A 26,205-nucleotide genomic window follows, 5' to 3' on the forward strand; every position below is an offset into this window, starting at 1 on the left:
CGCCATCCGCTAACTCACGGGGCTCGCCAGCCGGCCAGGGCGCGCGCCGGTGAGCTTGCCGTTTTCGACGATCACCTGCCCGTTTACCAGTGTCGCCAGGTATCCCTCGGCTCGCTGGATCAACCGGCGCCCGCCGGCCGGCAGATCGAACACCATCTCCGGGCGCGTCAGCGACAAACGCTCGAACTCGATGACGTTGATGTCGGCGCGCTGACCCGGTTTCAATTCGCCGCGGTCGGAAAGGCCCACGTAGCGCGACGTGTCGCGGGTCAGCATGCGCACGACGCGCGCGAGGGGCAGCTTGTCGCGCTCGCGATCCCGGGCCCAGTGAGTGAGCATGAAGGTCGGGAAGCTCGCGTCGCAAACGGTGCCGACATGGGCGCCGCCGTCGCTCAAGCCCGGCAACGCCAGCGGGTGCGTGAGCATCGTGTGCACGTTGTCGAGGCTCATGTCGGTGTAGTTGTAGATCGGGAAATACAAGAGGGCCTTGCCGCCATCTTCGAGCAGCGCGTCGTACACGACCTGAAGCGCCGGCAGGTTCTTCGCAAAGGCCTCGGCCGCGATCGATTCCCCGACCGCCGGCTCGTAGTTGGGAGTCGCGCCGAGGCGGAACAATCGCATCGCCACCACGTCCATCATCGCCAGCAACTTGTCCGCGAGCGGGGGGATTGGGCTGCCATCGCCGGCCACGGGCTCGTGGGTCTCTTGCAAGAGCCGCGTGCGCACCGCCGGGTCGGAGAGCACGCGCACGCGCTCGGCGAGCGGCAGGTGGGCGATCTTCTTGTACGACGGGAACCCCATGAAGGGGTGGAACGTCGCCTCGAGACCCAGGAGCACACCAATGCCGCGGGCCCCAGCCTGGACCCGCATCGGCACACCGCGAGCCACTGCCCGCTCCACCCGCTCCAGGATCCGCCGCCACTGATTGGGCGACTGATCCCGCTGCATGAGCGACACCGACGTCGGTCGTCCCCCCGCCGCTTCGGCCATGCGCTCGAGCACGTCGAACTCCGCATCGAAGCGCTCGTCGCCCTCGTTCATGTCGAAGTCCGAGACGGCCTGCAGCACGCCCGTCGAGCGGCCCACAAAAGCCTTGGCGATCCCCTCGAGCTCGCGGGCATCAGCCTCGGATGCGGGCGTGGCGCCGCCGTCCGCCGCCCGATGGTTGTCGGAGCGTCCCGTCGAGAACCCGATGGCGCCGGCGTCGAGGGCCTCTCGCACCAGGTCGCGCATGGTCGCGATCTCGGCATCCGTGGGCGACTCGCCGGCAATGGCGCGGTCGCCCATCACAAAAACCCTGAGCGCGTCGTGGGGGATCTGCAGCCCGAAGTCGATCGCGTGAGGCGACCGGTCCAACGCTCGCATGTACTCCGGGAAGCTCTCCCACTCCCAGGTGATGCCCTCCGACAGCGCGGTGCCGGGGATGTCCTCGACACCCTCCATCAGCGCCACGAGTCGCTCGCGATCCGTGGGGCGGACGGGCGCGAAACCGACCCCACAGTTGCCGAGCACGACCGTCGTCGCTCCGTGCAAACTCGATGGCGCCAGATCCGGGTCCCAGGAGATCTGCCCGTCGTAGTGGCAGTGGATGTCGGTGAATCCTGGCGTGACGATGGCGCCGGTCGCGTCGATGACGCGTTCCGCGACCCCGTCCACCTTGCCCACCTCGGTGATGCGTCCACCCGAGATCGCGATGTCCGCCGTGAAGGGCTCACCGCCGCTGCCATCGAAGATACGCCCGCCGCGAACGATGAGATCCAACGCCATGGCGCGGGAGCGTAGCACGCGGCTTCGCCGTTCGATCCCCTCGGCGTCACCGTCTGGTATCGTGATGCTCCGAACCATGTCCGCTTCGAATCGACTGCTCACCCTGCTCGGGCTCGCCACGTCACTCCTCTTGGGTTGCTCCGGCAGCGACGGGGGTGATGACCCCAAAGATAGCGGCGGCGCCGGCGGCACGGCGGGCAGCGGCGCGAGCGGAGGTGGCGCGGGACTCGGTGGCAGCGCGGGACTCGGTGGCAGCGCGGGACTCGGTGGCAGCAGCGGACTCGGCGGCAGTGCGGGACTCGGCGGCAGCGGCGGCGCCACACTCGGCGCGACATTTCGCTTCGGGATCAACGGCGGACACCGCAACGCCGGCTTCGCGGACGACGTGCAGGCCGATCTCGAGGCCGCCGCGGGCTGCAACAGCCAGCGCATCAGCCTGCCCGAGACCCACCTGGACAAGTGGGGCTATGGCATCGAGGTCAAGGACATGCAGCACTACGCGAGCGTGGGCATGAAGGATCAGGTCGCGTTCTTGACCAGCCCGATCCGCACCCACTCCAGCGCGCCCGCCAGCGCCGCGGATTGGGAGCTTGCCCACTACCTGCCGAAGAACCTGTACGAACCCATCGTGCTCCCCGGCGGCGGAGTGAATCCCAACAACCATTGGGCCAAATACGTGTTCGACACCGTCAGCCAGTACAAGACCTGGATCAAGGTCTGGGAGATCTGGAACGAACCGGACTGGGTCTCGAGCTGGCAGGTCACGCAGACCTGGGGCAGCGCCCCGCCGCTCGCCAAAGCTCTGCCGCGTTTCAACGGCTCCATCTACGAGTACGTGCGCCTGCTGCGTGTATCGAGCGTGGCAGCCAAGCTCGCCGATCCCGAAGCCAAGATCGCCACCGGCGGCCTCGGCTACCCGTCGTTCCTCGGTGCCCTGTTGCGCTACACGGACAACCCCGCGGACGGCAGCGCGACGAGCGAGTTCCCGAGCAAGGGCGGCGACTATTTCGACGTGCTCAGCTTCCATCACTACCCGATCTACACGCCGGGCAACTCGGATGCCGGCGTGGCCGGCTACCTCGATCAGAAGACGAAGATGGACGCCGAGCTGACGAAAGCAGGCAAGCAGGTGGTCGGCTACGAGACCACCGAGAGCGGCGCTCCGCACGTCACCATCACCAGCACGCCGAGCGGAACCGAGTACGCGCGGAACTACTTGATGAAGGTGATGACCTCGGCCCATGCCGCGGGCGTGCACGGCATCGATTGGTTCGTGCTGAGCGACGGGGCCAAAGCCGGAGCCAGCACCGATCCCTACGACTTCATGGGGCTGTACTTGGACATCGTGTCGCTCACCGCGCCGAGCCAAGCCGTGAAGACGGAGACCGGTGTGGCCTACGCAACCTTGAAGGCCTTGCTCGGTGGTGCGAAGTTCGACGGGACCGCCACCACGGCGCTCGGGCTACCGCAAACCGTCGGCGGGGCGGCGTTCCAGACGGCGGCCGGCAAGCCCGCGTTCGTGCTGTGGGCCAAGGCCTCCGGCAGCGACGAGAGCGCGACCGCGAGCTACGCGCTGGCCACGACCCAGCCGCTCCTCTCCCACGCCTGGGATTTCTCGAGCAGCGGCAAGACCGCCGAGCTGACCCCGACGGGTGGCAAGGTCGACGTCAGCCTCGGCAGCTCACCGACGATCTTGCTGCCGAAATGAATCGGCTCAGGCGAGCTCGATGCTAATCGACGCAGTTCCCGACAGCGCAGCGTCCAGGCTCTTGGCCACGACCCGGGCGATCAACTGCTCACCCTTGGGCAGCGACGGGTCGTCGAGCACCATGACCGGGATGTCCAGGCCGTCCTGATCCAGGAGCGGCGTACCGTCCGCGCGTTCGAGAAAAAATCGGTACATGAGCGGCACCTGTTCGTCCGGGTTCTCCACGCGCCACTCGAGCACCGTGAGGGCCGCCTCGTTGCGCGCGATGCGGATGTGGAACTCGGGGTCCTCGTAGCGCTTGACCAGCTCGGCAAACGCGTACCCCGTCGCGGGTTGGCCGGCGAAGGTTCCGCTCACCCTACAAGTGCCCTCCCAGAACTCTCCCAGCCAGTTGGCCCAACCTTCGAACAGCCGGCTCATCGCCCCGAGCAGGTTTGGCGGCGGGGCGTCCACCAGAGGAGTCAACTGATCGTGGTAGCGGGGAGCGATGGTCAGCGACGTACCCCACTCCGGCGCGTCGAAGGTCCAACCGGCGGAGTAGACCGCATGCTGCTCGGGGGATCGCCAGAACCGCGTGCGTTTCCAGCGCTCGGCGCCGACCAGCTTGTCGAACGTGCCATCGGCACGGATCAACCCGGCACCCCCGTAGGCGGGCAAGCTGGGCGTTGCTCCGTTCGCCTCCCACACCGTCGTCAGCAAGAGCTCATCACCCGAGTCCAGCTGCACGCTCATCCACTCGTATTGTTCGAGGCTCCGATTTCGAATCGGCGTGACGTAGAACGGGCCCCATTGGTGGTCGTACCAGCCGACCCCCTTCACGCTCACGGTCTCGCGCCCGCCCGCGGGCGTCTCGAGCTCGAGGGTGCCGATGACCTCGAGCCGAGTGAGGGAGTAGTAGTAAAACGCGCCGCGTCGCCCGAAGGGTAAATAACCTTTTCCGCCCGCCTCGTACGGCCGCTTCTTGTTCTTGCTGGTGAGCTTCACCGAGAAGTGTCCGGCGTCGTCCTTGGCGTCCAGCTCACCCGCAAACGGCACGAGCGCGCCCGCGGCGTCTCGCGGCGTCACCCAGTGGTCCGTACCGCCGCCGTGTTTGAAAGAGAGGTCGAGGTGCTCCGGTGACGCGCGCAATAGCCCCCACGCGGTGCCGGTCCAGTCCGCGATGAACCGATCCGATGCGTCGAAGGCGCGCACGACCAGGAAGCGCAGCCCCTGGGTGAAGTACGCAACGAAGACGCTGAAGCGACGGCCCGCGCCCCCCACCTCTTCGACGTGTGCGTTCAGGTACACCCACTCCATCTCGGACAGAGCCGGGTTCGCGATGCGTCCCGGCAGCAGCCGATGCCAGCCGTCGTCGCGCGGAAATTGCACGGCTGAGCCAGCTCGATGGTAGGGCCACTGATCGAAGGGCGGCGGGTTGGGCATGGCGCTGACTGTACCAAAGTCGCCCCCGGGAACGAGCACTCCGTCTGCCGCGCGGCGCGCCGCAATTTCCCGAGCCGAGCCCGCAACAACACTCGCGGGCGCCCACGCTGGTGTTAGAGTCCGGCCATGGCTTCCGAGACGGTCTTCATCGTCGATGCAGTGCGTACGCCCATCGGCAAATTCAAGGGTGCGCTGTCGAAGGTCCGGTCCGACGACCTGGCGGCTCACGTCGTCGCAGCCCTGGCAAAACGCAATGCCGCGCTGTGCGAGCGACTCGATCAGGTCATTTTGGGTTCGACCAACCAGGCCGGCGAAGACAATCGCAACGTCGCTCGTATGGCCGTGCTCTTGGCGGGTCTGCCGTACGAAGTGCCTGCCGTGACGGTCAATCGTTTGTGCGGCTCGGGCCTCGAGGCCATCAACGACGCCGCGCGTATGATCTTGGTCGGCGAGTCCGAGGTCGCCATCGCGGGCGGCGTCGAGAGCATGACGCGAGCCCCTTACTCGATGCCAAAGCCCGAGGAAGCATTTCCGAGAGCCGCGCCCACGCTGTATGACACGACACTGGGCTGGCGTTACCCGAACCCGCGCATGAAAGAGCGGTTCGAATTGATCAGCATGGGGGAGACTGCCGAGAACGTCGCGAAGAAATACGGTGTGACGCGCGAAGAGCAGGACGAGTTTGCGCTCGCGTCGCACCAGAAGGCGGCGGCCGCCTGGGAGAAGAACGCCTTTGCGGACGAGCTGTGCCCGGTCGAGGTGCCGCAAGCCAAAGGCCCGCCAGTCGTCTTCGATCGCGATGAGTGTGTGCGACCGGACAGCTCCCTTGCGGCGCTCGCCAAGCTGCGGCCAGTGTTTCGGGCAGACGGCAGCGTCACCGCCGGGAACTCGTCGCCGCTGAACGATGGGTCGGCGGCGATCCTGCTCGCGTCGGAGTCCGTCGTGAAGGAGCTCGGTCTCACACCGATCGCCCGCTGGGCCGGCTCCGCCACCGCAGGCGTCGACCCGAGCTACATGGGCGAAGGCCCGATCCCCGCCACGAAGAAGCTACTGAGCCGGGTCGGGCTGCGTGTCCCGAATCTCGACGTGGTCGAGCTGAACGAGGCCTTCGCCGCCCAGAGCCTGGCCTGCCTGCGGGGGCTCGATCTCGACCCGGCAAAGGTCAACCTCCACGGCGGTGCCATCGCGCTCGGCCACCCCATCGGCGCCTCGGGCGCGCGCATCGTGGCGACCTTGCTCGGCGTGATGCGTGCCAACCCGAAGGCCAAGCTCGGCCTCGCCTCACTTTGTATTGGAGTTGGCCAAGGCATCGCCAGTTTGTTCGAACGCGTGTAAAGATCGGATCCGATGAGTGGGGACCGCGATTTCCTGGAGACTACGGTCGAGCCCCAACCCGACGACTCGGCGGACGTGCGCTGGGCCCTGGAGACCGCGGTGGCCATGTGGATTCGAGGCAGCCGCGATCAGACCCTCAAGTGGCTGCACACCGCCATGCAGTCTGCGACCAACGATGGCCGCCACGACCGCGCCTACGCTCTCGGCCGTGTGCTGACAGATCTCGAACATCGGCAGCTGCCGGTACGCCGGACGAACCAGCCCCCTGCGGTCGCGCCGAGCCCTGCGTCGACGACGCAGCCGCTGGTGGACCTCGCGAAACTGGCCGGTGCCAGCTCCAGCGTCAGTCGTCCCAAAAAGAGCCTGCTCCAGACCAAACCCTATCGGGTCACGCCTGACGAGCTGACTTCGCACTTCACACCCGATTCGTCGTTGCTGGAGGCATGCCAGCAGTCAGCGACGGACGCCGGGACAGAACCCCTGGCACCCGAGGCCGAGCCGCCGACCGAGTTCATGCCGCGCCCCATCACGCGTCCGCGCCCCCCGCCTATCATCCACGACGGCCTCGAAGCGACGCTCACCAACGTTCGGCCCAGCGAGAAACAGCAGTCCGAGCGCACGGTGGTGATGTCGGCGGAGGAGCTGATGGCTCCGTCAGCAAAGAGCGTGGGGCCTCCGACGACGGTGGGTAGCCATCAGACGAACCTCGAGCCGATGCGCGCGCTCCGGGTGTGCGTCGTCCGAGGCCAAGGTCGCGAGCTCGTGCTCAGACTGTTGGACGAGGGCGAAGCGCCGCAAGAGGGTGCACAAGAGGCGCTGATCATCCCGCTCGCGCGTCAGAAAGCCTGAGCGAGACTCGGTCGCAATCCGAGCCAACGAAGCGCCCGTCGTCTCGGTGTGTCACCCCGCGTCACTCGAGAGCGGCGTCAGTGTGTCACCCCGGATCTCCAGCACGGCGGGGCGACCTCCGTAGTGGCGCGCAAGGCCAACGTCGATGCGCCAGACCTTGCCAGCACAACCGCTGGTAATACCGCTCTTTTGCACCGTATGGCCCACCACCATGCGCTTTGCTCCGAGCTGCGTCAGCACGCTCGCAAGCGCACCGCACGCGGCCGCCGAAGGTTCACCGTCGGAATACTCTCGGGTCCAGATCGGCGCGGAGTCTCCATTCAAGAGCTCTGGCATGCGCGGCGTCTGACCCTGCATCCAGCTGCGGGTCTCGGCGTTGAGTCGACCGATGCCGTAGCGCAGATGGGCCGGTAGGACGCCGCCGTGCGCGAACACCGTGTCGCCGACGACGATGACGACGGGGCGCTCGGCAAGGCGCTTCGCGACCGGGCCCCCCGGCAAGAACGCCGCGGCCCGCCCGTATTGCTCCGCAGGCAGGAGCGATGCGGCGCGCTCCCGCGGCCCGGAGCTGGGTGTCTCCCGAAAATCGCGAAACCCGTCGGGAGTGACGTAGCGGAAATCGCCGGCGACGTTCATCACTTCGTGGTTGCCGTTCAGCGCCAAGAACGCGCCGCCGGCCTTTTCGGCTGCCGGCTTCAGCTTGTCGAAGAGATCCAAGATCTCCGGTTCTTCGTCGCCCCGGTCGAGCTGATCCCCGGTCTGAACCAGCGCCAATTTGCCGCCGATCCAGCTGTCCTTGTCGTCGATGGCCCCGGCGAGGCGCAACGCGGCGCGGGCGGCGGCGATGTCCCCGTGCAGATCACCGATTGCGACCAGGCGCTCCCGGGCTGGAAAGCGGAACGACGAGTCGTCCAGCGGCGGCGCGGGTGGTGCGCTGACGGGCCGCGTCGCAGCGCTCGGCTCGCGCGGGGGATCCGAATTGCACGCGGTAGCGGCGAACACGGCCACGACCGAGAGCCAGAGGCAACGCCAATGCATCACGCCTCCGAGCGTAGTCCAAACTCGCGCCGAGTGCCCGGGTGGTCGCGTCGTCCACGGCCCGCGGGCCTCCACGCCGCGAGCCGCGGGACTCGGCTCAGCGCTCGCCCCGCGTCAGGATCACCTCCACCACCGGACGGGCGGCGGAGATGTCCGTGACACGCCGACGCACGGCTCGTCGGATCTCGTCTTCGAGATCCACGCCGCGCAAACCTCGGGCTCGGGCCAGTGCAGCCACGACGTCGCGAGCGATGCTCTTGAGCGCCCCGGCGTCGCCGTCGACCGCTGGCACACCCCGCGAGAGGACACTCGGCGGACCTTCGGCCTCACCCGAGTCCGCCACGGACACACTGACGCAGATGAGGCCCGAGCGCCCCAGCTCGGCGCGCTTCTTGAGCACGTCCGCGGGCAACGGCTCGCCGCGCGGCGCGACCGCGATGCGACCGTGCACGACCCGCTGGTCGAGGGAGAGGCCCTCGTCGCCAGAAAAACGGACACTCTGGCCGTTCTCCACCACGACCCGCTGGGCAATCCCGAGCTCGGCAGCGAGCGCCGCATGGCGTGTCATGTGGGCCAGCGTTCCGTGAAGCGGAATGAACGCCTGCGGCCGGATCAGCTCGATCATGCGCCGTTGTTCGGAGCGACCGGCGTGCCCGCTGGTGTGCACGCCGGGATCGGAAATCCTGGTGTGGAGTAGCACCTTGCGCCGCAGGAGGTCGTTCATCAAACCGAGCACGGGCCGCTCGTTGCCGGGGATCACCCGGGATGAAAAGACCACGCTGTCGCCTTCTTCTAGGGTCAGGTGTGGATGAACCCCCGCGGCGAGCCGACTCATGGCGCTGTTCGGCTCTGCTTGCGTCCCGCCGGCTAGCACGAGCAATCGGCTGCGCGGCAGGCTCCTGGCATCCTCGGCGGCCACGACCAGATTGCTGGGCCACGCCAGGCGCTTGATCTGGCTCGCGACCTCCCGCTGGGTGAGGAGGCTGCGACCCAAAAGACAGATCTTGCGCTCGGTACGCACCGCGATCTCACCCAGGGAAATCAGGCGCTGGATGTTGCTGGCGAACATCGCGACGATCACCCGACCCGATGCCTCACGGACCAGACGTTCGAGAGCCTGAGCGACCTCCCGCTCCGAGCCCTGGCGCTCGGGAGTGTCGATGTTCGTGCTGTCGCTGAGCATCAAACCGACACCGCGCTCGCCAATCGCTTCCAGGCGCGCCACATCGCTCGGCTCTCCGTCCGGCGGATCGGGATCGAAGTTGAAGTCGCCGGTGTGAAACACGAATCCCGCCCGAGTCTCGATGCAGAGCGCGCTGGCTTCGACGATGGAGTGGGCGACCCGTACCACCTCGACCTCGAAGGGACCGACTCGATGGCTCGATCCCGCGTGCACCTCGCGCAGGTCGAGCTCACCGGGCTTGAAGTCGTGCTCAGCCAGCCGGCGGCGCGCCAAGGACAACGCGTGCGGCGGACCAAACACCGGGACATCCAGGCGGTCGAGCAGGTAGGGCAGGCCCCCGATGTGGTCCTCGTGACCGTGGGTGACGAACACACCGTGAAGGCGCTCCGCGTTCTGCTCCAGCCACGTGAAGTCTGGGTGCAGGACGTCGACGCCCAGATCATCGTGGGGGAAGCTGGTACCGGCGTCGATGACCAGGATGCCGTCGTCCTGCTCGATGGCGAGGCAGTTCATGCCGATTTCGCCGAGACCACCCAACGGCACGATGCGGATACTCAAATGAAGCTCCGAGAGAAGAAGAGCGAGGAGCCTAGCCGACTCGTGCCGACGGGACTACGTTCGGCGCTTCGACTCGGAGGCCCCCCGTGAGCGTGAAGAGCGTATCGCCGCAAGAAACCCAGACCTTGCTCGCCGAGGGCGCCGTGTACGTCGACGTGCGCAGCGAACCCGAATTCGACGCGGGCCACCCTCCCGGCGCGCTCAACGTGCCCCTGCTGCACGCCGGGCCCGCCGGCATGCTGCCCAATCCCGAGTTTCTCGCGGTGATGCAGCAGTGCTTTGGCAAACACGAGAAGCTGGTGATGGGCTGTCGCTCGGGGCAGCGCTCGATGCGAGCCGCCGAAATGCTGCTCGGTGCTGGTTTCACCGACGTGGCCAACCTGACCACCGGCTGGGAAGGCAGCCGCGACGCATTCGGACGGGCTTCGCCGGGTTGGCGTGCCCAAGGCCTTCCCGTCGAGCTCGGCAAACCCGAAGGCCAACGCTACGACGACGCCAAACAGCGCAAGCCGCCCGGATGAACTTCCCGGCGCGAAGCACAGCACTCGCAAGCCCTGCCAACAGCGAGAGCAGATCTAGATCGAACGCGAAGGTTCCGTCGCTGAAAGGGCGCTGTAGGACCAGGCGTAGGAGGTTGGAGCTCCGGCTGCCAGATGCGGACACCGCGCTCGTGCAGATCCAGGCTCGAGATGCGGCTGGGAACCTGGGCAACCCCGCGGCGGTCATTATCCGTCGCCCGAGACTCTCGGACTTGGACCGCGCGATCGCGCTCGAGCAGCACGCCGAGGACCGCATCCTGGCAGGTGACCTCGCAGCGGCCCGCGCCGACATCGATGCATCCCGACCGTTCATCAAGCAGCAACTCGCCGCTGCGGTGAAGCTCGCTGCGAAAGCGCCAGGGCCCAGCCCGGACGCGCATCACGCGGTCATCGAGCTCGCGCACGTCCTCGGCCTCAAATCACTCGCTCGGGCGCTGACCAAACCCCAGACGCTCGGGCAAGCGACTGTTGCCCTGTCGAACGCCCTCGCGCGGGAGATTGCCCTTGCAGGGTGGGCCGACGAGAACGGGTTCCAGCTGTGAGATTCGCGCGCTTGGGCTGCGCGGCGGGTCTGATGCTCGTTCACTGCGGGAGCACCGAGCAAAGTCCGGGCTCGGGCGGCGCCTGCTCAGTAGGTTGCCCTGACGCTGGCGCGGGCGGTAGCGCTGGGACTGATGGGGATGCGGGCGACGCCGACGACAGCCCTCAAACGGGCGGCGTGGGCGGGGGAGAGGGGTGTGTCGACATCGTGGTGTCCACGCAGCTTCTTCAGAGTCCGGGCGACTACACTGGCCCGGCTGGAATCCTTGGAGGCGGCATGTGGGCCACCGACAAGGGCGTCCACGTTGCGTGGTGGGCCGTGAAGTGGCTACCGAAGCCCAATCAGCCCCCGCAGTGGGATTCCGGCCGGGTCTGGCTGATCGTCGACACGTTCGACCGCGACACGGGCACGCTGTTGGGCCAGAACTTGTTCGATCCCTACCCGCCCAGTGTAACGGCGAAGCTCAGCGGCCTCTACTCCGTCGGTGCCCGCTCAGATGGGACTTTCGTCGTCGGCTACGACTGGGTCGAGAACGGAGAGCGACCACAGCGGGCCATGCTCTTTCATGTCGGAGATGACAAGCCCTTCGCCAACGTCGTGCTGCCGGTTGCCGGCGACCCGCTCCTCATCGGTACGCAGTTGGCTGCCGGCTGGGATGGCGAAGCGTTTGCGCTTCACGCCTACGGAGCGCCCCCCCAGTACACGCTGCACGTCGCACGCATCGACGAGACCGGTAAGGTGCTGCTGCCCCTCACCCAGTACGGCAGCATTCCCAACGTCTCCGCCAGCGAGCTTGGCAGCAAGACTTGCACTGGCCCAGAGAGTGGTCGGCCCTACGTCTTCAGCGCGGACACCGACAACTTGCTTGCGGGGCACGACCGGGCCGGCGCACCTCGGCTCGTGTGGCAGGCCCGAAGGTCGTGGACGCCATCGGGTTCCCGACGACGTCCACGGGGCCCACCGGCGCTCGCGGCCGACGCGGACGGCGGCTGGCTCGGTTGGATCCAGACCAAACCGACCGGTGGAGACCTGGTCGTGCAACGCATCAACCTGGACGGCGATCCCACGGGCAACGCCGCGATGGGGTCAATCTATCCGCTCGCGGACCCCAAGGGCCTCTCCCGAATTGCGCTGCAGTCCGTGGGCAAGGGCGGTGCGCGTGTCTATTCCGCCTCGACAACGAAGCTCTACCTGATCCCGCTGGACGCGGCCGAATGGGGCACTCCGTCGCTGATCGTCGACAGCACGTCCACACCGGACTTCGATGCCCGAGACCTCAGCCCTTTTGCCTGGAAAGATGAGAACTGGCTCGGCTTCTGGGAGCAGCACGCAGGTTATGACACGATCTTGCGCGTGCTGAAGGTGAAGCCAGGCTGCGTTTATCCCGGGCGCCGTGGGGCGGCCCAGTAGCGTTGCGCTGTAAGTGCTCTGCACTCCGCGTCTTGAACTCCTGACGTACAGAGCACCATGAGCCCGCGCTCGTGCGTTTTGAAGCTCGGGCGCGTAACCGATCACCTCGTCGGCTCATGATTGACCGAACCTCTGCCAGATGGTGGCGCAGCGCGGAAGCCGATCTTGTAGTCCGACTTGGCCACCTCAGCGAATGAGCGAAGGAACCAGGAAACCTGAGACTGCTGGTAGGCTCCTGGGGGGCCACATGAGACCACTCCGGGAGGAAGAGCGCCGATTTGCTCCGAGGCGGGTCGATGGGGTCGAGGTCGCGTCGTTGCCGTTGACCCCCCTCGAGGCGTTCGTGCTCTGTCAGCTCGATGGCGCGACCGATCTCGACGAGGTGTCGGTGGTCACGTCCCTCAGCCCAACGGACGTCGGCCGCATCGTCCAGCGCCTCGTCGGAATGGGTGTCGTTCGAGCGGACGTACCGCGCCCCTCCCGCATCACCGGGCCAACGACCAATCCAGCGCGCCAGCGCGACCCGCGCCGGGACGACGACTCCGCTGCCCCGAATGAAGACAGCGTGCGACTGATCGGCGCGCGTCGCGCGAAGGTGAATCCGAGTTCTTCGGTCGAGCCCGCCGCCAAACGCCAATCGGGCGGCGGCGAACGAGCGCTCGTCGAGGTGGAGCTCGACCCCGAACGGCGAGCGCTGATCGACGATACCCACTCCCGCCTCGAAACGCTGACCCACTACCAGTTGTTGGACGTGGCTCCGCGAGCGGAGCGCAAGGAGATCAAGGCCGCCTACTTCTCCATCATCTCGACGTTTCACCCGGACAAATACTTTGGCAAGCAGCTGGGCACCTACCAGAAGAAGCTGAGTGAGGTCTTCACGCGCCTGACTCACGCGTACGAGGTGCTGTCGCGGAAGGCGTCGCGAGAGGAGTATGACCGCTACCTGAAGGCTCGCCGCGCCACTCGCTCCTTCGATGCGGTGCTCACATCTTTGCCACCTCCCGGCCCGAGCCAAACTCCGCCGAGCACCGCTGCCGCCGCGTCCACCGCGAGCTCGACGCCCGACGCCAAGCGTTCGGAAGAACCGCCTCCCGCGTCCGTGGCGGAGGCTGCGCCTGCAGCTGCACCCGGATCCGCCGAGCTCGGCTCGAAGCCGGCAGAACGGTCGGAGCCCCCTCCGGCAGCCCCGCCGCGCGGCGCGGGGCGGGCAGAAATGGCGCGCTTGGAGCAAGCGCAGAAGTTTCGACTGGCAGGGCTCGATGCGCTGCGCGACGGCCATTACGTTTCGGCGGTCAACGCGTTCCGCATCGCCATGTCCATCACACCCGAGGACAGCGAGATCGTCGGTCTGTTGCTGAAAGCCGAGCAGACCGCCGCGCGGGAGCTCGCGGAGAAATATCTGGCGCGCGCCCAGTACGAGGAGCGCAGCAAGGACTTCGTCGCTGCCGCTCAGTCTTACGAGCGGGTAGCCGCGGGCCGGCCCAAAGACCCCAAGCCACTCGACTTGGCGGCGCGCTCGGTTCTTCGCGCGGGCACCGATCCTCGGCGCGCGGTTGGCCTTGCGCGCCGCGCAGTCGCCCTCGATCCCAGAGTGACGGCGCACAGTCTCACCCTCGCCGAAGCGTACCAGGCGGCAGGCATGCTCAAGAGTGCGCTGGCGGAGGCCGAGCGGGCGCGCTCGACGGCACCCAAAGACGAGGCCATTGCCGCCCTGTGCAGGCGGCTGAAAAAACTCGGCAGCTGAAGGCAAGTCGAGCTCGACGCGACGTCAACCCGCGGCCGCGCTCCGCGCGCGCAGCGGCTGCAGGAAGAGGGTTTCCATCGCGCCCTTGCCCTTGACCTCGAGCGTCACGACGACGCCAAACAGCGCAAGCCGCCCGGAGCGTAGCGTGCGTCAGCGAAAGAGCGGCGTGCCGGGGCTCACCAGGTAACCGAGAATGGCGCCGACCGCGGCGACCAGGAGCGCAATGCCGATCGAGGTGCGAGTCGAAGGCGCGCGACGCTGTTTCCAGGTCACGGGATTGGCGCGGAGGAGTCGCTTCGCTACGACCAGCGCGGTCTCGCTCGTCTCCGGTACACACAAGAGTGCAGCAACGGCGCTGATCGCCATCCGCTCGGGGTTGCCCGCCGCTTGTCGCTCTTTGAGGGCAACCGCGTAGAGCAGGGCCAGGGGCGGTGGAAGCGTCGAGTGTTTTTCCAGCGCGCCGATGATGGCGTCCCAGTTGGTCGCCGCGAGCATCGGTTCGACCTCCTTGATCTTCTCGTCGAAGCTGGCGAATGCTGCATGGCCCGCGGGAGCCGGCAGCGTCGACGCCTTGCGATCGACGCGGGGTTCTGTGGCAGGGTCCACCTCGATCGAGATAGGCGGAAGGCTCAAGAACCGACGTAAGAGGACGTCCACCGATGCATCACTCACGGGCCCGTCCGGCGCGGGTGTGGCCTCGGTGGCGGCGGGCTCCGTCGTTGGCGTGCTGGCGTCCGCCGGGACAGGTTCCGTCGCGGCGACCGGGCTCACCGCCTCGGTCGGGCTCGCGGCGTCGACGGAACCCGCGGCACCCAGGCTGGTTCGTTCCTTCGCCGCAGCGCTCGGCGCCGCGGGGATGGTCTCTTTCGCCGCATTGGCGCTCAGTCCCTCTGACCGTTCGGGCCCCGCCGCATCGGCACCCGGCGCAGCGTCTGCGGAGCCCTTGGGCTCCTCGCTGGCGGCGCTCGCGTCGGCCGACGGCTCACTGCTCTCGGATGCCAACCAACGGAGAATACGTCACCCGCGCCACCTGGGGCAACCAACGGCCGGCCTCACCCGCCATCGGCGCCGGGCGGCTTCGGCGAGCCTTTCACACGCCGGTAATCGTCGGCGTTTCTTTCGATCAATGCCGCATCACGCGCGGCTTTTTCAGCTTCCGCGCTCAGCACCGCCGTGAACAGGGTGAGACCCCAGATGCCGTTGTCTCGGCGTCGGAACGGATAACGCGTGCCTTTCGTGGTCTCGACCGTCGCGCGCTCGCCGGCAATCTCGACCTTGCCGACCCCGGACAGGTCCTTTCGCAGGCGGTCAACCCAGCCGAGCCTGCGGGCGAAGAGCGCGAACACGTCGGCGCCGTCTGGCGCAAGTGCCTCGCTCGAATAGCTCTCTGCGAGACGCGTGCGTTCGGGCTCCGGGTAGTCGGCCAGCACCCGGTCTCGGGCCTGTTTGCGGTAGGTCCGAATGGTGAAACAAGCGTGCTGTGCCGCGGTCTCGGTGTAAGCAAAAAACTCTTCCGGTTGCCCGAGATTCACCGCGCGCACCACGCGTAGATAGGCGCCTTCGGGCGTGCGGTCGCTGGGGAAGCGGAGCCAAGCCCAGGCAAACCACCCGGCCGGCGGCAGCACCACGGCGAGCGCAATCAGCGCGATCAGGCGGCGACGCTTCAAGACGGGAGCGGGTCTACCACCGGATGCGATGGACGTCCCGGGCGAAACGGGATACCGAACTCGCTACGCATGTACGATGGAGCAAAGGTCCTCGTAGTCGTCCCGGCCTATTGCGAGGAGCGATTGCTGCCGCGCACACTGCTCGGCATTCCCGGTTTTGTGGACGCCATTCTGGTGGTCGACGACGCCAGCCCCGACCAGACGTCAGCCGCGGCCCGCGGTGTCGATGACCCACGGGTTCAGGTGCTCCGCCACGGAGCCAACCGCGGGGTGGGGGCAGCCATCATCACCGGCTACCGACACGGACTGCAGATGGGCGCCGACGTGGTGGCGGTCATGGCGGGCGACGCCCAGATGGACCCGGCGGATTTGCCCGCGCTGCTCCGACCGATCACGGCGGGCAGCAGCGACTACGTGAAGGGCAATCGCTTCGCGCACTCGCGCGTGGCGGACATGCCGCTCGCGCGTCGTGCGGGTGGGCGCGCGCTGTCGGTGTTGACGCGAAAGCTCACGGGGCTCGAGGTGGACGACACCCAGTGCGGATACACCGCGATCGGCCGGCGTGCGCTCGACCATCTCGACCTGTCGGCGGTCTGGCCGCGTTACGGCTACCCGAACGACCTCCTGGGTTTGCTCGCAGCCGGGGGTCATCGCGTCAGCGAAGTGCCGGTCCGCCCTGTGTACGCTGACGAAAAGAGCGGGGTTCGTCCCTGGCACATGGCCACCATTTTCGGCGTGTTGCTCAGGCGCCGGATGCTGACGGCGCTCGGCGTCGGCACCCCCAATCTCCTCTCCAGCGCCAACGCGCTACAATCAGCCGGCGATGTCACGGGTGTGGCTAGTCATCAGCGTGTGGCTGCTCGGGAGTGCTTGCTCGAGCAGTGAGGCGAATCCACCGTCCGGGAGCGGCGGGAGCGGCGGCACCGGATTGGCAGAGAGCGGAGGTTCGGCGGGCAGCGGCGCTGGGCCGAGCGGAGGCAGTGCGGGTTCCTCCGATGCGAGCGCTGGTGATGCGGACGCAGCCAATGACACGAGCCTCGGCGGCGCGGCGGGTGCTGCCGCGTTCGTGCTGGGCAGCGAATACGCAGCCATGGGGCTGGGCGCGACCTACGCGGCGACCGGGGTCGTGGCCACGAAGCTCCAACCCGAGATTGTCATGTGGCAACGCATCGAACCGAAGGCCCCCGTCGCCGGTGTGCACGCTTACGATTTCAGCTGCGTCGACGCGCTGATCCTCGAGCACCAAAAAGCCGGTCAGACCCAGCTCCAGGCGTACATCAGCCCCAAGTCGTACTGGGCCTCCGTCGACTGCCCGAATGACCTGGGCTGCAAGGACATCGCCCCGAAGCCCGCAAGCTTGGACGACTTCAGGGCGTTCATTCGAGCCGTAGTCGAGCGATATGACGGGGATGGCCTCGATGATGCCCCAGGGCTCGTTACGCCAATTCGAGAGTGGGTGTTCGGCGGCGAGTGGACCGGGTTCTGGCCCAAGGATGACGCAGACAGCTATCTGGCCACGCTCACTGTGGTCTGCGAAGAAGCAAAGAAAGCCGACTCCACGGCACGCATGGGACTGATCCCGTTCATGCTCTTCGATGTCTTCATCGGCAACCCGCCGTCGGCGACGAGCATCCAGAACAAACTGAAGGACCCGCCGCCTGGCTTCCGCAATTCGACCGCGGGCATGCTGACGATGCTCGACCATCCGGAGCTGTTCGACTTCGTCGACGTGCACAGCCTGGGCGACTACAGCGAAATCCCGGCGTTGCTCGCCTGGTTCCGAGCCGAGATGAAGAAGCGCGGCTACGAGCGCCCGCTGATGATCGACGACGCATTCCCGATCGGAATGCTCGCCAACGGCGCCGGCTGGCCTGCGAGCTACGGCGTGGTGGACAAGAACAAGACCTACCAGAGCCTGCTCGCGGTCGCCGATCCAGCAGGCCCCGACTACACCAAGTCCTTGGCCTGGGTGCGGGCCGAGGTCGCTCGGGGTCTGATCAAGAAAGTGATGGTCGCCGCCGCCGAAGGCGCTGCCGGGATCCAGATCGGCAATACAGAGGACTGGATGGATGACACCCAGGTCAAGGGGCTCCTCGGTCGAGAGACCTCGATCTTCTTGACCGGAGCCGCCGCGATGATGGGGCTGGTCGACGTCACACACCCCAATGGGCTGGACGTCTGCAAGGCGCGGCTGCCCGGCAAACCGCGCCCCGGGATCCGCGCGCTCGAGCAGGTCGCGACGGCGCTCAGCGGATTCACGCAGGTCACCCCTCTCAGCGGACTCGGCGCGGGCGTCTGGGCCTACCGCATCGAACGCCCCGGTTCGCCGATCCTGGTTGCCTGGCACGAGAACGACACGCTCGAGCTTCCCGGGGTGATAGAGGCTCCGGTGGCCGTTTTGTTGCCGCTCGCCGGCGCGACGAGTGCAAAGCTCACTCGCGCAGTGACGGACGTTTCAGCCCCCGCACCAACGAGCTCAGTCGTCGGCCTGCAGGGCGGCAACGTTCCGGTGCAGCTCGATGCAACTCCCGTGTTCGTCGAAGCCACTCCCTGAATTCGCGCAAAGGTCACTGCCAGGGGTCGACGACTGAATCCTTTCTGGGCGGCGCCATGTTGATCCGGCGGGCGACGACCTGCCCCGCGACAATCGTGACGTCGATGCGTTTCCGGACAGCACCGCTCTCGAGCGTGAGCTTCAGCCTGCCCGCCTGCACCGGAGCCCTCACCACGGGCGAGCTACCGAGTGTCTTTCCACCTGCAATCACACTCTCGCAGACCGGCACACAGATGACCGTGAGGTAACCCGTGCCCTGCTGAGCAGGCGCCGGCTTTGCCGGAACGGGGAGCGGCGCTGGGGACGGAGCAGGTGTGGGGGTCGCCCGATCCGACGCCCAGGGATTGACCAGCGTGGGGCGTTCTGGCTCTGCTCCCCGCACGGCACGCGGGCCGATGGGCGCCGCACTCGGCGCACGCTTCTGACTGTCATCGGTTGGCCGCTCGACGCTTGGTGTCGGCAGAGTCCAGGGCCCGAGACCGGGTCGAGACGCGCGCTCGATTGGCGGACCGCCCAGCGCCTCCGGAGTCGGGAGCTCGGCGGGCTGGCGAAGGCCCGAGCGCGCGACGAGCGCACCCACCGCAGCGGCCATTGCCATCGAAGCGGCAAAGAGCACGACCAGCCGAGCTCGGGGCCGCCGCCCAGTCGAGCCCCCGAGAGCCTGCGTATTCGACGGGGCACTGACCTCACGAATCCCCGCGGCCCGCGCGTCCCAGGCGAGGCGCACCGCCACTTCACCGCACTCGGCGCAGCTCTCGAGATGCGCCGACAGGAGCGCTCGCTGCTCTGGCTCGAGCAGACCTTCAGCGTCGAGCGCGAGGCGGATCTCCGCTTCCTCGCAGGCCTCTTCCCTGCCCGCGGCGCGCTCGTGCCGAAACTCTTCGAGGGCGAGCACGGCCGAACAGGCCTCACACCCGTGCACATGCTCCCCCACTCCGCCGCTCTTCTGGAGCAGCTGGTCGATGTCCGGACATTCGCTCACGACGACTCCTCCATCGCACGCGGCTCTGCCGTCTCGGCCGTGCGGTACCGATCCCGGAGACGCTTCAGCGCGGCGCGCACGATGCGGTGTGCTTCTTCCGGTTCGCGCACGCCGAGACGCCGAGCGATCGCAGTGTTCGATTCCCCCTCGAGCCAGAGTGAGAGCGCCGTCAGTTGCTGGATGCTGAGCTCGCTGCGCGCACGTTCGAGTAGACTGAGCACCGTGGCCTGCCCGGCGAGATCGGCCGTGGCGATCGGGGGTGGCACGTCGTCGATGGAAACGAGACGCACCCAACGCGAGGCTTCACCCCGCCCCAAACGCTCGGGATGAGCCCGGGCGTGATCGACCGCGACGCGCGTCGCAAGCGTGTGAAGCCACGCCACGAACGCGGCCTCACTCTGCCCTCCCGCCGAGCTCATGAAGGCCCCTAGACGGCGGAACCCCGCCTCGCGCAGGCGGGCCATGACCTTGAGCACGATCTCGCGCCGATCGTCGGCGCTTCGGCAGAGCGGCCCGGTCACCTGCCAGCGACCCGTCACCGCCCAAATGCGCGGCTCCATTTGCTGCCAGAGCTCGTGCCAGGCGTGCGTGTCCGAGGCCAGCACTCGAGCCGCGAGCTCCAGCAGGTCGAGTCCCTTGGCCACCGTCTCGATCAAACGGCAAGCCTGGGAGAGCTGTCACCGGGGCTGGGTCGATTTCTTCATGACCCAGGCAAAGCGGCGGAAATTCCGGGGGTCGCGTCCAGAAAAACAGCCGGCGACAGCGCGGGGCATGCGGCGCTACTCGATGAGTTTGCCGGTCGCGGCGATGCGCTCGGAGAGCTCCCGCAAGGAATCCACGGACCAGCTGGCGGCCCGCGGCGTATGCGCGAGGAGCCAAGCCATCACCCGCTCCGTGCGATCACGCCCGGGAAACGGCCGGAGATCCAGGACACGGGGCAGGGCGATCGCAGCGGCGTCCCAGGTCGGGCGGGCCGAGCTTGCGCGCAGGGAGCCCAAGCTCTTCGCCCGCTGAGCGGGTCGAGCGAGATCCTCGGCGTGCTGGTTCGCCGCCTGCTCGGTGGCGTTCTGTCCGGGATATCGGGCGAGCTCTGCGCGGGTCAAGATCGGCATGGTGGGAGCTGTCGGTTAGCCGGTGGCGCTCCCCTCGGACCAGTTTTTTGCACCGAATTTCAGGGTGCAGCCAGCGCCCGCGCGACCAAGGTGTCCGCCCAGCGGAGCGCATGCTCGAGATCGAAACAATGTTCGATCTCGGCTCGACCGAGGTGTTTTCCGATCTCGGCGTCGCCAAGCAAAAGCTCGCGGAACTCACCCTCACCCGCGAAGGCGGCCATGGCGTTCTTCTGCACGAGCTCGTAGGCGCGCTGGCGGGGCAGGCCTTTGCCGACCAGCTCCAGCATGATCGCCTCGCTGAAAAAGAGCCCGCCGGAGCGCTCGAGATTCTCGCGCATGCGCTCTTCGTAGACCACCAGGCCCTCGACCACCGAGGCCGCGCGTTCGAGCATGAAACCGAGGGTGGCCGTGACGTCCGGCGCGATCATGCGTTCGACGCTGGAGTGGGAGATGTCGCGCTCGTGCCACAGGCTGACGTTCTCGAGCGCCGGCACGACCGCCGCCCGTACGACCCGCGCGAGGCCGCACAGGTTTTCGCTCAGGACCGGGTTGCGCTTGTGGGGCATCGCGCTCGAGCCCTTCTGCCCCTTGGCGAACTGTTCCTCTGCCTCGCCGACCTCGGTCCGCTGCCAGTGCCGGATGTTGGTCGCCAGGCGTTCCACGGCCGCTGCCAGGAGCGCCGCTGCGGAGAAGAACGCCGCGTGCCGATCCCGCGCGACGACCTGAGTGGCGACGGTCTCGGGCTCGAGGCCGAGCTTGGCCAGCGCTGCCTCTTCAATTTCGGGTGACAGGTGGGCGTAGGTGCCGACCGCACCAGCGATCTTGCCGACCGCGATCTCACCGCGGGCCGCCCGGAGCCGCGCCCGCCCACGTTTCACCTCGGCGAGATGACCGGCCAGCACCACACCGAACGTGACCGGCTCGGCATGAATGCCGTGCGAGCGGCCGATGACCGGCGTGTTCTTGTGCTCCTCTGCCCGGCGCGCCAGCGCGTCGACGAGACGATCGGCTCGGGCCAGCAAGAGGTCGGTCGCGCGCACCAGGAGCACCGCGAAGCTCGAGTCGAGCACGTCGCTCGAGGTCATGCCGCGGTGAAGCCAGCGCGCCGGCGCACCGGCCTTTTCTTCGATGTGAGTCAAGAACGCGATCACGTCGTGGCGGGTCGTCTTTTCGATGCGATCGATCTCGTCGGGGTCCGGCCTAAGCTCTCGCGACCGAAGCTCGGCCGCCGTGCCGGCCGGCACGAGGCCGGCGACTTCCATGGCCTCACAGGCCGCGAGCTCCACCTCCAGCCACACCGCGTAGCGGTTGTGATCGGACCACAGCTCGGCGATCTCCTTGGGCGTGTAACGCGGGATCATCGCGCAGAGGGGTAACGCGTCCGCCTGCCTCTGTCCACCGCATGCGCGGCCCAGAGCCGGAGGCTCAGGGCTTGAAGATTGGGCCGTCGACCTTCACCACTTCGAAGGCGCTGCCGGGCACAGCCTTGAGCTGCCCCAGCTCGTCGTCGTCGAAGCTCGGGTGTGACGTGCCGGAGATGAACCAGTTCGAGCCGTTGTCGGCCACGATCATCCCGTACCGCTTCAGCGCCTTCATCACCACCAGCGACGCGCCGCTGAAGCCGGACAGATCGAAGCTGGATTTCAAGCGCAGCCTGAGGCCCATGGGTGGTGCGCTCGCGTCGGTATTGCCACTGGCCCAATGGGTCGCAGGGTGGATGTACGCCTTCTGGCTCACGCTCACGGTGAAGCGCAGGGCGTGGTGGATCTCGCCTGCCGTCACGGCCTCGTCGTAGCGCACGAGGCCGGGGAAGATCGGCAAGCCCGCGGCGTCGGCACTGGTCCAACCGTCGGGGCGAAGGGTGTTCTTGGTCAGATCGAAGATCGCGCCGGAACCCACCTGCCAACCTGGATCCTGGAAGTGCGAGTCGAAGGTCTCATACAGCCGGCACGCTCCCTTTTGCACCACCAAGACGTGACGGTCGCCGCCCGCGCTCGGTCCGCCTTCGATGGGCGCGTCGGGCGGAATGGGGTACGGCCCCGGATCCGACTCGTCGGCGTAGTCGAAGCTCACGGGGACCTTGGCCTGTGACTCGTCGACGACCACGTACGGGATCCCGTATTCGGGATTGGAGCCGAAGTCGGGGTGCACGTTCTGCCCACCGTTCGCGAGAATGAAATCGATGTACGCCTTCGAGCTCGGGTCCACGGGATCCGCCGAGACGTCGCGATTCCACGGGTTGTCCGCGGGAAATACCGGGCAGCCGGCGATCTTGGGTCCGGGGCCGCTGCTCCCGCCGCCGCTGCCGCCACCACCACCGGTCCCACCACTGCCGCTGCTCGCCGCCGAGCCCCCGCCGCAACCGACGATGAACAGCAGCCCCAGGCCCGCGACACCAACCCCAAACCAAGCTCCACGCACCATGGGCCCAAGCCTAACACCGACGAGCCGTCGCTACTTGGCGCGGCGCAGGCGGGTCCCGGGCTGACCGAAAATCTCCGGAGGCGGCTCGAGGGTCGGATCGAAGTGACAGCTCATCAAGCGGTACTCGAGCCGTGCCTCCCCGATGGTGCCGTAGGTCGTCCGGAAGATCCACGACCGCTCGAGATCGTCCATGACGATGATGGCCCGCTCTTGTTCCGGAGTACCAACGCTGGGATCGATGACCACGACCTCGGCGTCGAACGCAGCGGTGCAGGGCTCCTTTGCGCTCCCATGCATCACCGCCTGCCCCGTCAGGAGCACGCGCATGGGCTCGGTCGTGTCCGTCACCACGACGGGATGGCGGGTCCCGCCCTGATACGGCACGACCACCCGCGGGGTGTTGGTCTTGTGAGCGCTGCCGCAGCGCGTGGGTTTGTCTCCGGAATCGAGCTGGGTGGGCAAAACCAGGGGCGGCTCGGCGACCGCTCCCGTCGCGCGGAACAAGAACAACAGGTTGTCGTTTCGGTTACCGTCCGGATCCCAGGTCATCACCTGGAGCCCGCTCGCCCCCTTGGAGTACGCCAGGTCCCGCACCTGAGTCAGGCCGAAGCGCGCCGGTTCCGCCGTGCCCGTCGCCATCGAGTCGAAGGCCCAGCCGGCGCCATCGCGGCGCGCGCGCACCAGGGCAGCGCCCGAACCCACCAGCATGAGGGGAACGTGTGTGCCGCCGACGTGGGCCATCTCGGTGCGGGAGCCATACGTGCTCGACCCTGGCCAGCTGACCTCCGGGATGCTGACCGTGCTGCGCCCATCCAGGAACAAGGTCGGCTGCGCCTCGCCCTGTGAGTAGTGGATGCGAAGGTAGATGCCGCCACTGCCGATGCTGAGCAAGTTCGGCTGTGCGCGCTGAGCGGCAAAACCCGAGCGGGTGAAATCATTGACGCCGGCGGGACCAGCATCGGCAATGCGCGCGCGCACGACCTTGCCATCGAGCAGATTGTCCCAGCTCACCTCGACGTTGCGCAGATGGGTGGCCCCGGCCTCGGGCGCGGAGTAGCGCAGCGCCGCGGCCCCTACGATCTGCGACGTCGCAGTATACGCAACGTCATTGGGCTTCTTGACCGGCGCAAGCAAGCTCACGCTCTCGACCTTCGGTTTGGGACCCCCGAAGGCGTGGTACACGCTGGCGCTCGCCCTGCGATCGTCCTGCGTCAACGCGAACCACGCGGCCTTTCCGATGGCGGCGTGGGAAGCCGCTGGGGCCGCCGCGACGCCCTCCAGCAATTGCCAGGGCTTTTCGTCCAGGGTGCACGAGAGCGGTGTACCCACCTTGCGATCGAAGACGTCACCGAGTCCCCCCTCGTTGGGCGAGAAGACTCCCTGATCGTCGTCGGACTGCCCGCGCCAACCGACCCGCGACAGCTCGTTTCCGATCACACAACCGCCCGGGTAACAGCGCACCGTAGAGGTGCACCCGTAGGCCGCGGGCCGACACATGCTGACCGGCAGCCGCCCGATGGGATCCCAGGTTGCGCCGCCATCGAGCGACTCCCACGCCATGCGCGTCGTGTCCGAAAAAGCAACGGCGCGTGAACCGACCGCGCCCACGTTGTTGGCCTCCCCGGGGGCTCGAGCCGCGGAGATCACTCGGCCATCATCGTCGACCACGATGACACTCGGCGCTCCCGTGGAGCGAACTACGATGGCGAAGGTTCCGTCTTCCGCCGGGCCGAGAGCGCTCACATTGACGGTGGGCGTCGGCGGCGGCCGCGCCCAGCGATCTTCGACCGGATCCGGCTCGTCGAAGTTGCCTTCGACCTGCTCGATCTCTCGGCCTTCGAACGACGCGCCGCCGTCCTTCGAGACGAAGACCGCAAGCCCCGAGCCCTTGGTCCGACGCCCGATCGCCAGCAGTGTGCGCCCGTCTGGCGAATAGGCCATCGCCAGCGCCGCTCCTTTGAGCGCTGGCACGGCCGATGGGGTGAGCTCCCACTCGATCTCGTCGACGCCACCATCTTTCTTCGGTTTTGCTCCGGTCCCGGCGTCGGGTTTCGAAGCCGCGGAGCCCGCGCCCTTGGTGTTCGATTTGGTCGCCGCATCTCCGGCGCCGGCATCCGCTGGTGCGATGCGCCGGTGATGAATGCCGTGCGGCAGACAGCCGCGAGAGGTGGTGTGCTGCGCGCAGATCCCGGTCACGGCCAGCTCGCCGCGGGGCCCCACGGCCAACGCCAGCTCGGCGACACGCCCCTCGATCGCGTACGGCTCACGTTCGAAGCTCTTGCCCGCGTCGTCGCTGCGCTGCAGCACCAGCGTCTGATTCACACCGGAGCCGCCCTTGGAGCAGGCGAGGTAGATGAACCGCCCCGACCCTGCCAGGCGCACGGTCTGGCAGCCGCTGGCCACGTCGAGCGGCGAGGACTTGAGTGGTCCGCCGGTCGCACCGCGCCACAAGAGCCAGCGTTCGTTGCCGGTGCGCCAACTGGACCCCCGGCTGGCTCCCTCTTCGCGCGCCGCCTCCAGGTATTGTCCGTCCAAAAAGATGGCTCGCCCTTCGGCCAGCGCGTTGGCGTCGGGGCCGCGCGAGGGCCGAGCCGCCAGCTTGAAGCGTCCCTTGGCTGGAGTGCGGCCCAGCGGCGGGAACGTGTTCGCTGTCTGGTCCCAGCGCGTCCACGAGAGCGGCGTCTGCAGCGCAACCCCCGCCTGATCGTCCCAACCCAGACCGAGCACACCGAACGTGGGAACATCCAGCTTGGTCCAGCTCATGCCGCCGTCTTTGGTCTCGAACAGCGCTTCGGGGACCGTGACCGCCAGGCCTCGTTTGCTGCTCGCCAACATCACGTCGACGAAACGCGTTGCGCTCGGGGCCCACGGGCTTCCAGGTTGCGCCCGCGTCCGGGCTCTGCACCAGCTGCCCTTCCCGAGTGATGCCGACGACGCTAGTGCCCGCCGCGCTGACTCTGGCGAGTTTGTCCACCGGAGCGCTGGTGCGGACGAAGGGACCAAGCGGCTCGCGGGCTTCGTAGCCGGTTCCGCTCTGCCCCACGTACAACCATCCGCCGTCTTCCAAGTGCAGGATCGCGATCAGCGGTTCCGGCGCGAGCCGAGCGGCAGCGCGCACGAGGCCGGTCTTCTTCTCGAACTGCCAGCGCTCGCCTCGCTCGCCGGCGTACAGCAGCGTTCCGTCCGAAAGCTCCACTCGGGCCAGGAGCGGCGCCTCGGTCCGCGGGTGATAAAGCCAGCTCGCCGGCGACGGGAAGGTCGTCTCACCGCGCGCGTTCTCGAGCAGCGAGTCCCGCGGTCGCACCGGTCCGGCGTTGCGACTGCAAGCCACCAATGCCCCACCCACGATGCCCGCGGCGGTCACGAGAATTC

At 67.5% G+C, this 26,205-nt stretch carries 21 protein-coding genes; 9 read left to right on the top strand and 12 right to left on the bottom strand.

Features of this window, described 5'->3' with window-relative positions:
• Positions 1-9: 9 nt before the first annotated feature.
• A complete protein-coding gene (locus IPI67_29300; GenBank protein MBK7584287.1) occupies positions 10-1,767 on the bottom strand; it encodes an amidohydrolase family protein in 1,758 nt (585 codons plus the stop codon).
• Between the two features lie 76 nt (positions 1,768-1,843).
• On the opposite strand from IPI67_29300, the gene IPI67_29305 reads away from it, so the two are divergent.
• The gene (locus IPI67_29305) at positions 1,844-3,475 is read left to right on the top strand and encodes a hypothetical protein (protein MBK7584288.1); all 1,632 of its coding nucleotides are present in this window, start codon (positions 1,844-1,846) and stop codon (positions 3,473-3,475) included.
• 6 nt (positions 3,476-3,481) lie between these two features.
• Here the strand turns inward: IPI67_29305 and IPI67_29310 are convergent, their stop codons facing one another.
• Complete coding sequence (locus IPI67_29310; GenBank protein ID MBK7584289.1) at positions 3,482-4,897, bottom strand: hypothetical protein; 1,416 nt, start codon at positions 4,895-4,897, stop codon at positions 3,482-3,484.
• A gap of 126 nt (positions 4,898-5,023) precedes the next feature.
• Here IPI67_29310 and IPI67_29315 point away from each other — a divergent pair, with 126 nt between their 5' ends.
• A complete protein-coding gene (locus IPI67_29315; GenBank protein ID MBK7584290.1) occupies positions 5,024-6,232 on the top strand; it encodes an acetyl-CoA C-acyltransferase in 1,209 nt (402 codons plus the stop codon).
• Between the two features lie 12 nt (positions 6,233-6,244).
• Positions 6,245-7,081 (top strand): hypothetical protein, encoded by an 837-nt coding sequence (locus IPI67_29320; GenBank protein ID MBK7584291.1) that lies wholly within the window; start codon positions 6,245-6,247, stop codon positions 7,079-7,081.
• A 51-nt stretch (positions 7,082-7,132) separates the two neighbouring features.
• Here the strand turns inward: IPI67_29320 and IPI67_29325 are convergent, their stop codons facing one another.
• Positions 7,133-8,119: a metallophosphoesterase gene (locus tag IPI67_29325; protein MBK7584292.1), complete on the bottom strand. Its 987-nt coding sequence runs from the start codon at positions 8,117-8,119 to the stop codon at positions 7,133-7,135.
• Positions 8,120-8,216: 97 nt separating this feature from the next.
• The gene (locus IPI67_29330) at positions 8,217-9,815 is read right to left on the bottom strand and encodes a ribonuclease J (GenBank protein MBK7584293.1); all 1,599 of its coding nucleotides are present in this window, start codon (positions 9,813-9,815) and stop codon (positions 8,217-8,219) included.
• 131 nt (positions 9,816-9,946) lie between these two features.
• Here IPI67_29330 and IPI67_29335 point away from each other — a divergent pair, with 131 nt between their 5' ends.
• The 4 genes from IPI67_29335 to IPI67_29350 all read left to right on the top strand — a co-directional run bounded on the left by IPI67_29335 (position 9,947) and on the right by IPI67_29350 (position 14,094).
• Positions 9,947-10,381, top strand: a complete 435-nt coding sequence (locus IPI67_29335) for a rhodanese-like domain-containing protein (GenBank protein MBK7584294.1) — start codon at positions 9,947-9,949, stop codon at positions 10,379-10,381.
• A gap of 230 nt (positions 10,382-10,611) precedes the next feature.
• Complete coding sequence (locus tag IPI67_29340) at positions 10,612-10,941, top strand: hypothetical protein (protein ID MBK7584295.1); 330 nt, start codon at positions 10,612-10,614, stop codon at positions 10,939-10,941.
• Between the two features lie 275 nt (positions 10,942-11,216).
• A complete protein-coding gene (locus tag IPI67_29345) occupies positions 11,217-12,350 on the top strand; it encodes a hypothetical protein (GenBank protein ID MBK7584296.1) in 1,134 nt (377 codons plus the stop codon).
• 247 nt (positions 12,351-12,597) lie between these two features.
• Positions 12,598-14,094: a DnaJ domain-containing protein gene (locus IPI67_29350; protein MBK7584297.1), complete on the top strand. Its 1,497-nt coding sequence runs from the start codon at positions 12,598-12,600 to the stop codon at positions 14,092-14,094.
• A gap of 150 nt (positions 14,095-14,244) precedes the next feature.
• Here IPI67_29350 and IPI67_29355 read toward each other — a convergent pair whose 3' ends face one another.
• Together IPI67_29355 and IPI67_29360 are read right to left on the bottom strand one after the other, a co-directional pair.
• A complete protein-coding gene (locus tag IPI67_29355; protein ID MBK7584298.1) occupies positions 14,245-15,096 on the bottom strand; it encodes a hypothetical protein in 852 nt (283 codons plus the stop codon).
• A 50-nt stretch (positions 15,097-15,146) separates the two neighbouring features.
• The gene (locus IPI67_29360; GenBank protein MBK7584299.1) at positions 15,147-15,761 is read right to left on the bottom strand and encodes a hypothetical protein; all 615 of its coding nucleotides are present in this window, start codon (positions 15,759-15,761) and stop codon (positions 15,147-15,149) included.
• A 69-nt stretch (positions 15,762-15,830) separates the two neighbouring features.
• On the opposite strand from IPI67_29360, the gene IPI67_29365 reads away from it, so the two are divergent.
• Positions 15,831-16,646, top strand: coding sequence for a glycosyltransferase family 2 protein (locus IPI67_29365; GenBank protein ID MBK7584300.1), 816 nt, complete (start codon positions 15,831-15,833; stop codon positions 16,644-16,646).
• Complete coding sequence (locus IPI67_29370) at positions 16,585-18,315, top strand: hypothetical protein (GenBank protein MBK7584301.1); 1,731 nt, start codon at positions 16,585-16,587, stop codon at positions 18,313-18,315. Before IPI67_29365 ends, IPI67_29370 begins: the two co-directional genes overlap by 62 nt.
• A 13-nt stretch (positions 18,316-18,328) precedes the next feature.
• Here the strand turns inward: IPI67_29370 and IPI67_29375 are convergent, their stop codons facing one another.
• The 6 genes from IPI67_29375 to IPI67_29400 form a co-directional block, all read right to left on the bottom strand.
• Positions 18,329-19,297 carry a zf-HC2 domain-containing protein gene (locus tag IPI67_29375; protein ID MBK7584302.1) on the bottom strand — a complete coding sequence of 323 codons (969 nt, stop codon included), beginning with the start codon at positions 19,295-19,297 and terminating at the stop codon, positions 18,329-18,331.
• On the bottom strand, positions 19,294-19,941 hold the full coding sequence (locus tag IPI67_29380; protein MBK7584303.1) for a sigma-70 family RNA polymerase sigma factor: 648 nt from the start codon (positions 19,939-19,941) through the stop codon (positions 19,294-19,296). Before IPI67_29380 ends, IPI67_29375 begins: the two co-directional genes overlap by 4 nt.
• Before the next feature lie 135 nt (positions 19,942-20,076).
• Positions 20,077-20,409, bottom strand: coding sequence for a hypothetical protein (locus tag IPI67_29385; GenBank protein MBK7584304.1), 333 nt, complete (start codon positions 20,407-20,409; stop codon positions 20,077-20,079).
• A 59-nt stretch (positions 20,410-20,468) separates the two neighbouring features.
• A complete protein-coding gene (locus IPI67_29390; GenBank protein MBK7584305.1) occupies positions 20,469-21,770 on the bottom strand; it encodes an adenylosuccinate lyase in 1,302 nt (433 codons plus the stop codon).
• Positions 21,771-21,834: 64 nt separating this feature from the next.
• On the bottom strand, positions 21,835-22,833 hold the full coding sequence (locus tag IPI67_29395; protein MBK7584306.1) for a hypothetical protein: 999 nt from the start codon (positions 22,831-22,833) through the stop codon (positions 21,835-21,837).
• A 30-nt stretch (positions 22,834-22,863) separates the two neighbouring features.
• Complete coding sequence (locus IPI67_29400) at positions 22,864-25,668, bottom strand: hypothetical protein (GenBank protein MBK7584307.1); 2,805 nt, start codon at positions 25,666-25,668, stop codon at positions 22,864-22,866.
• Positions 25,669-26,205 lie beyond the last annotated feature (537 nt).

The sequence above is a fragment of the Myxococcales bacterium genome (assembly GCA_016706225.1).
Lineage (GTDB): Bacteria > Myxococcota_A > Polyangia > Polyangiales > Polyangiaceae > JADJKB01.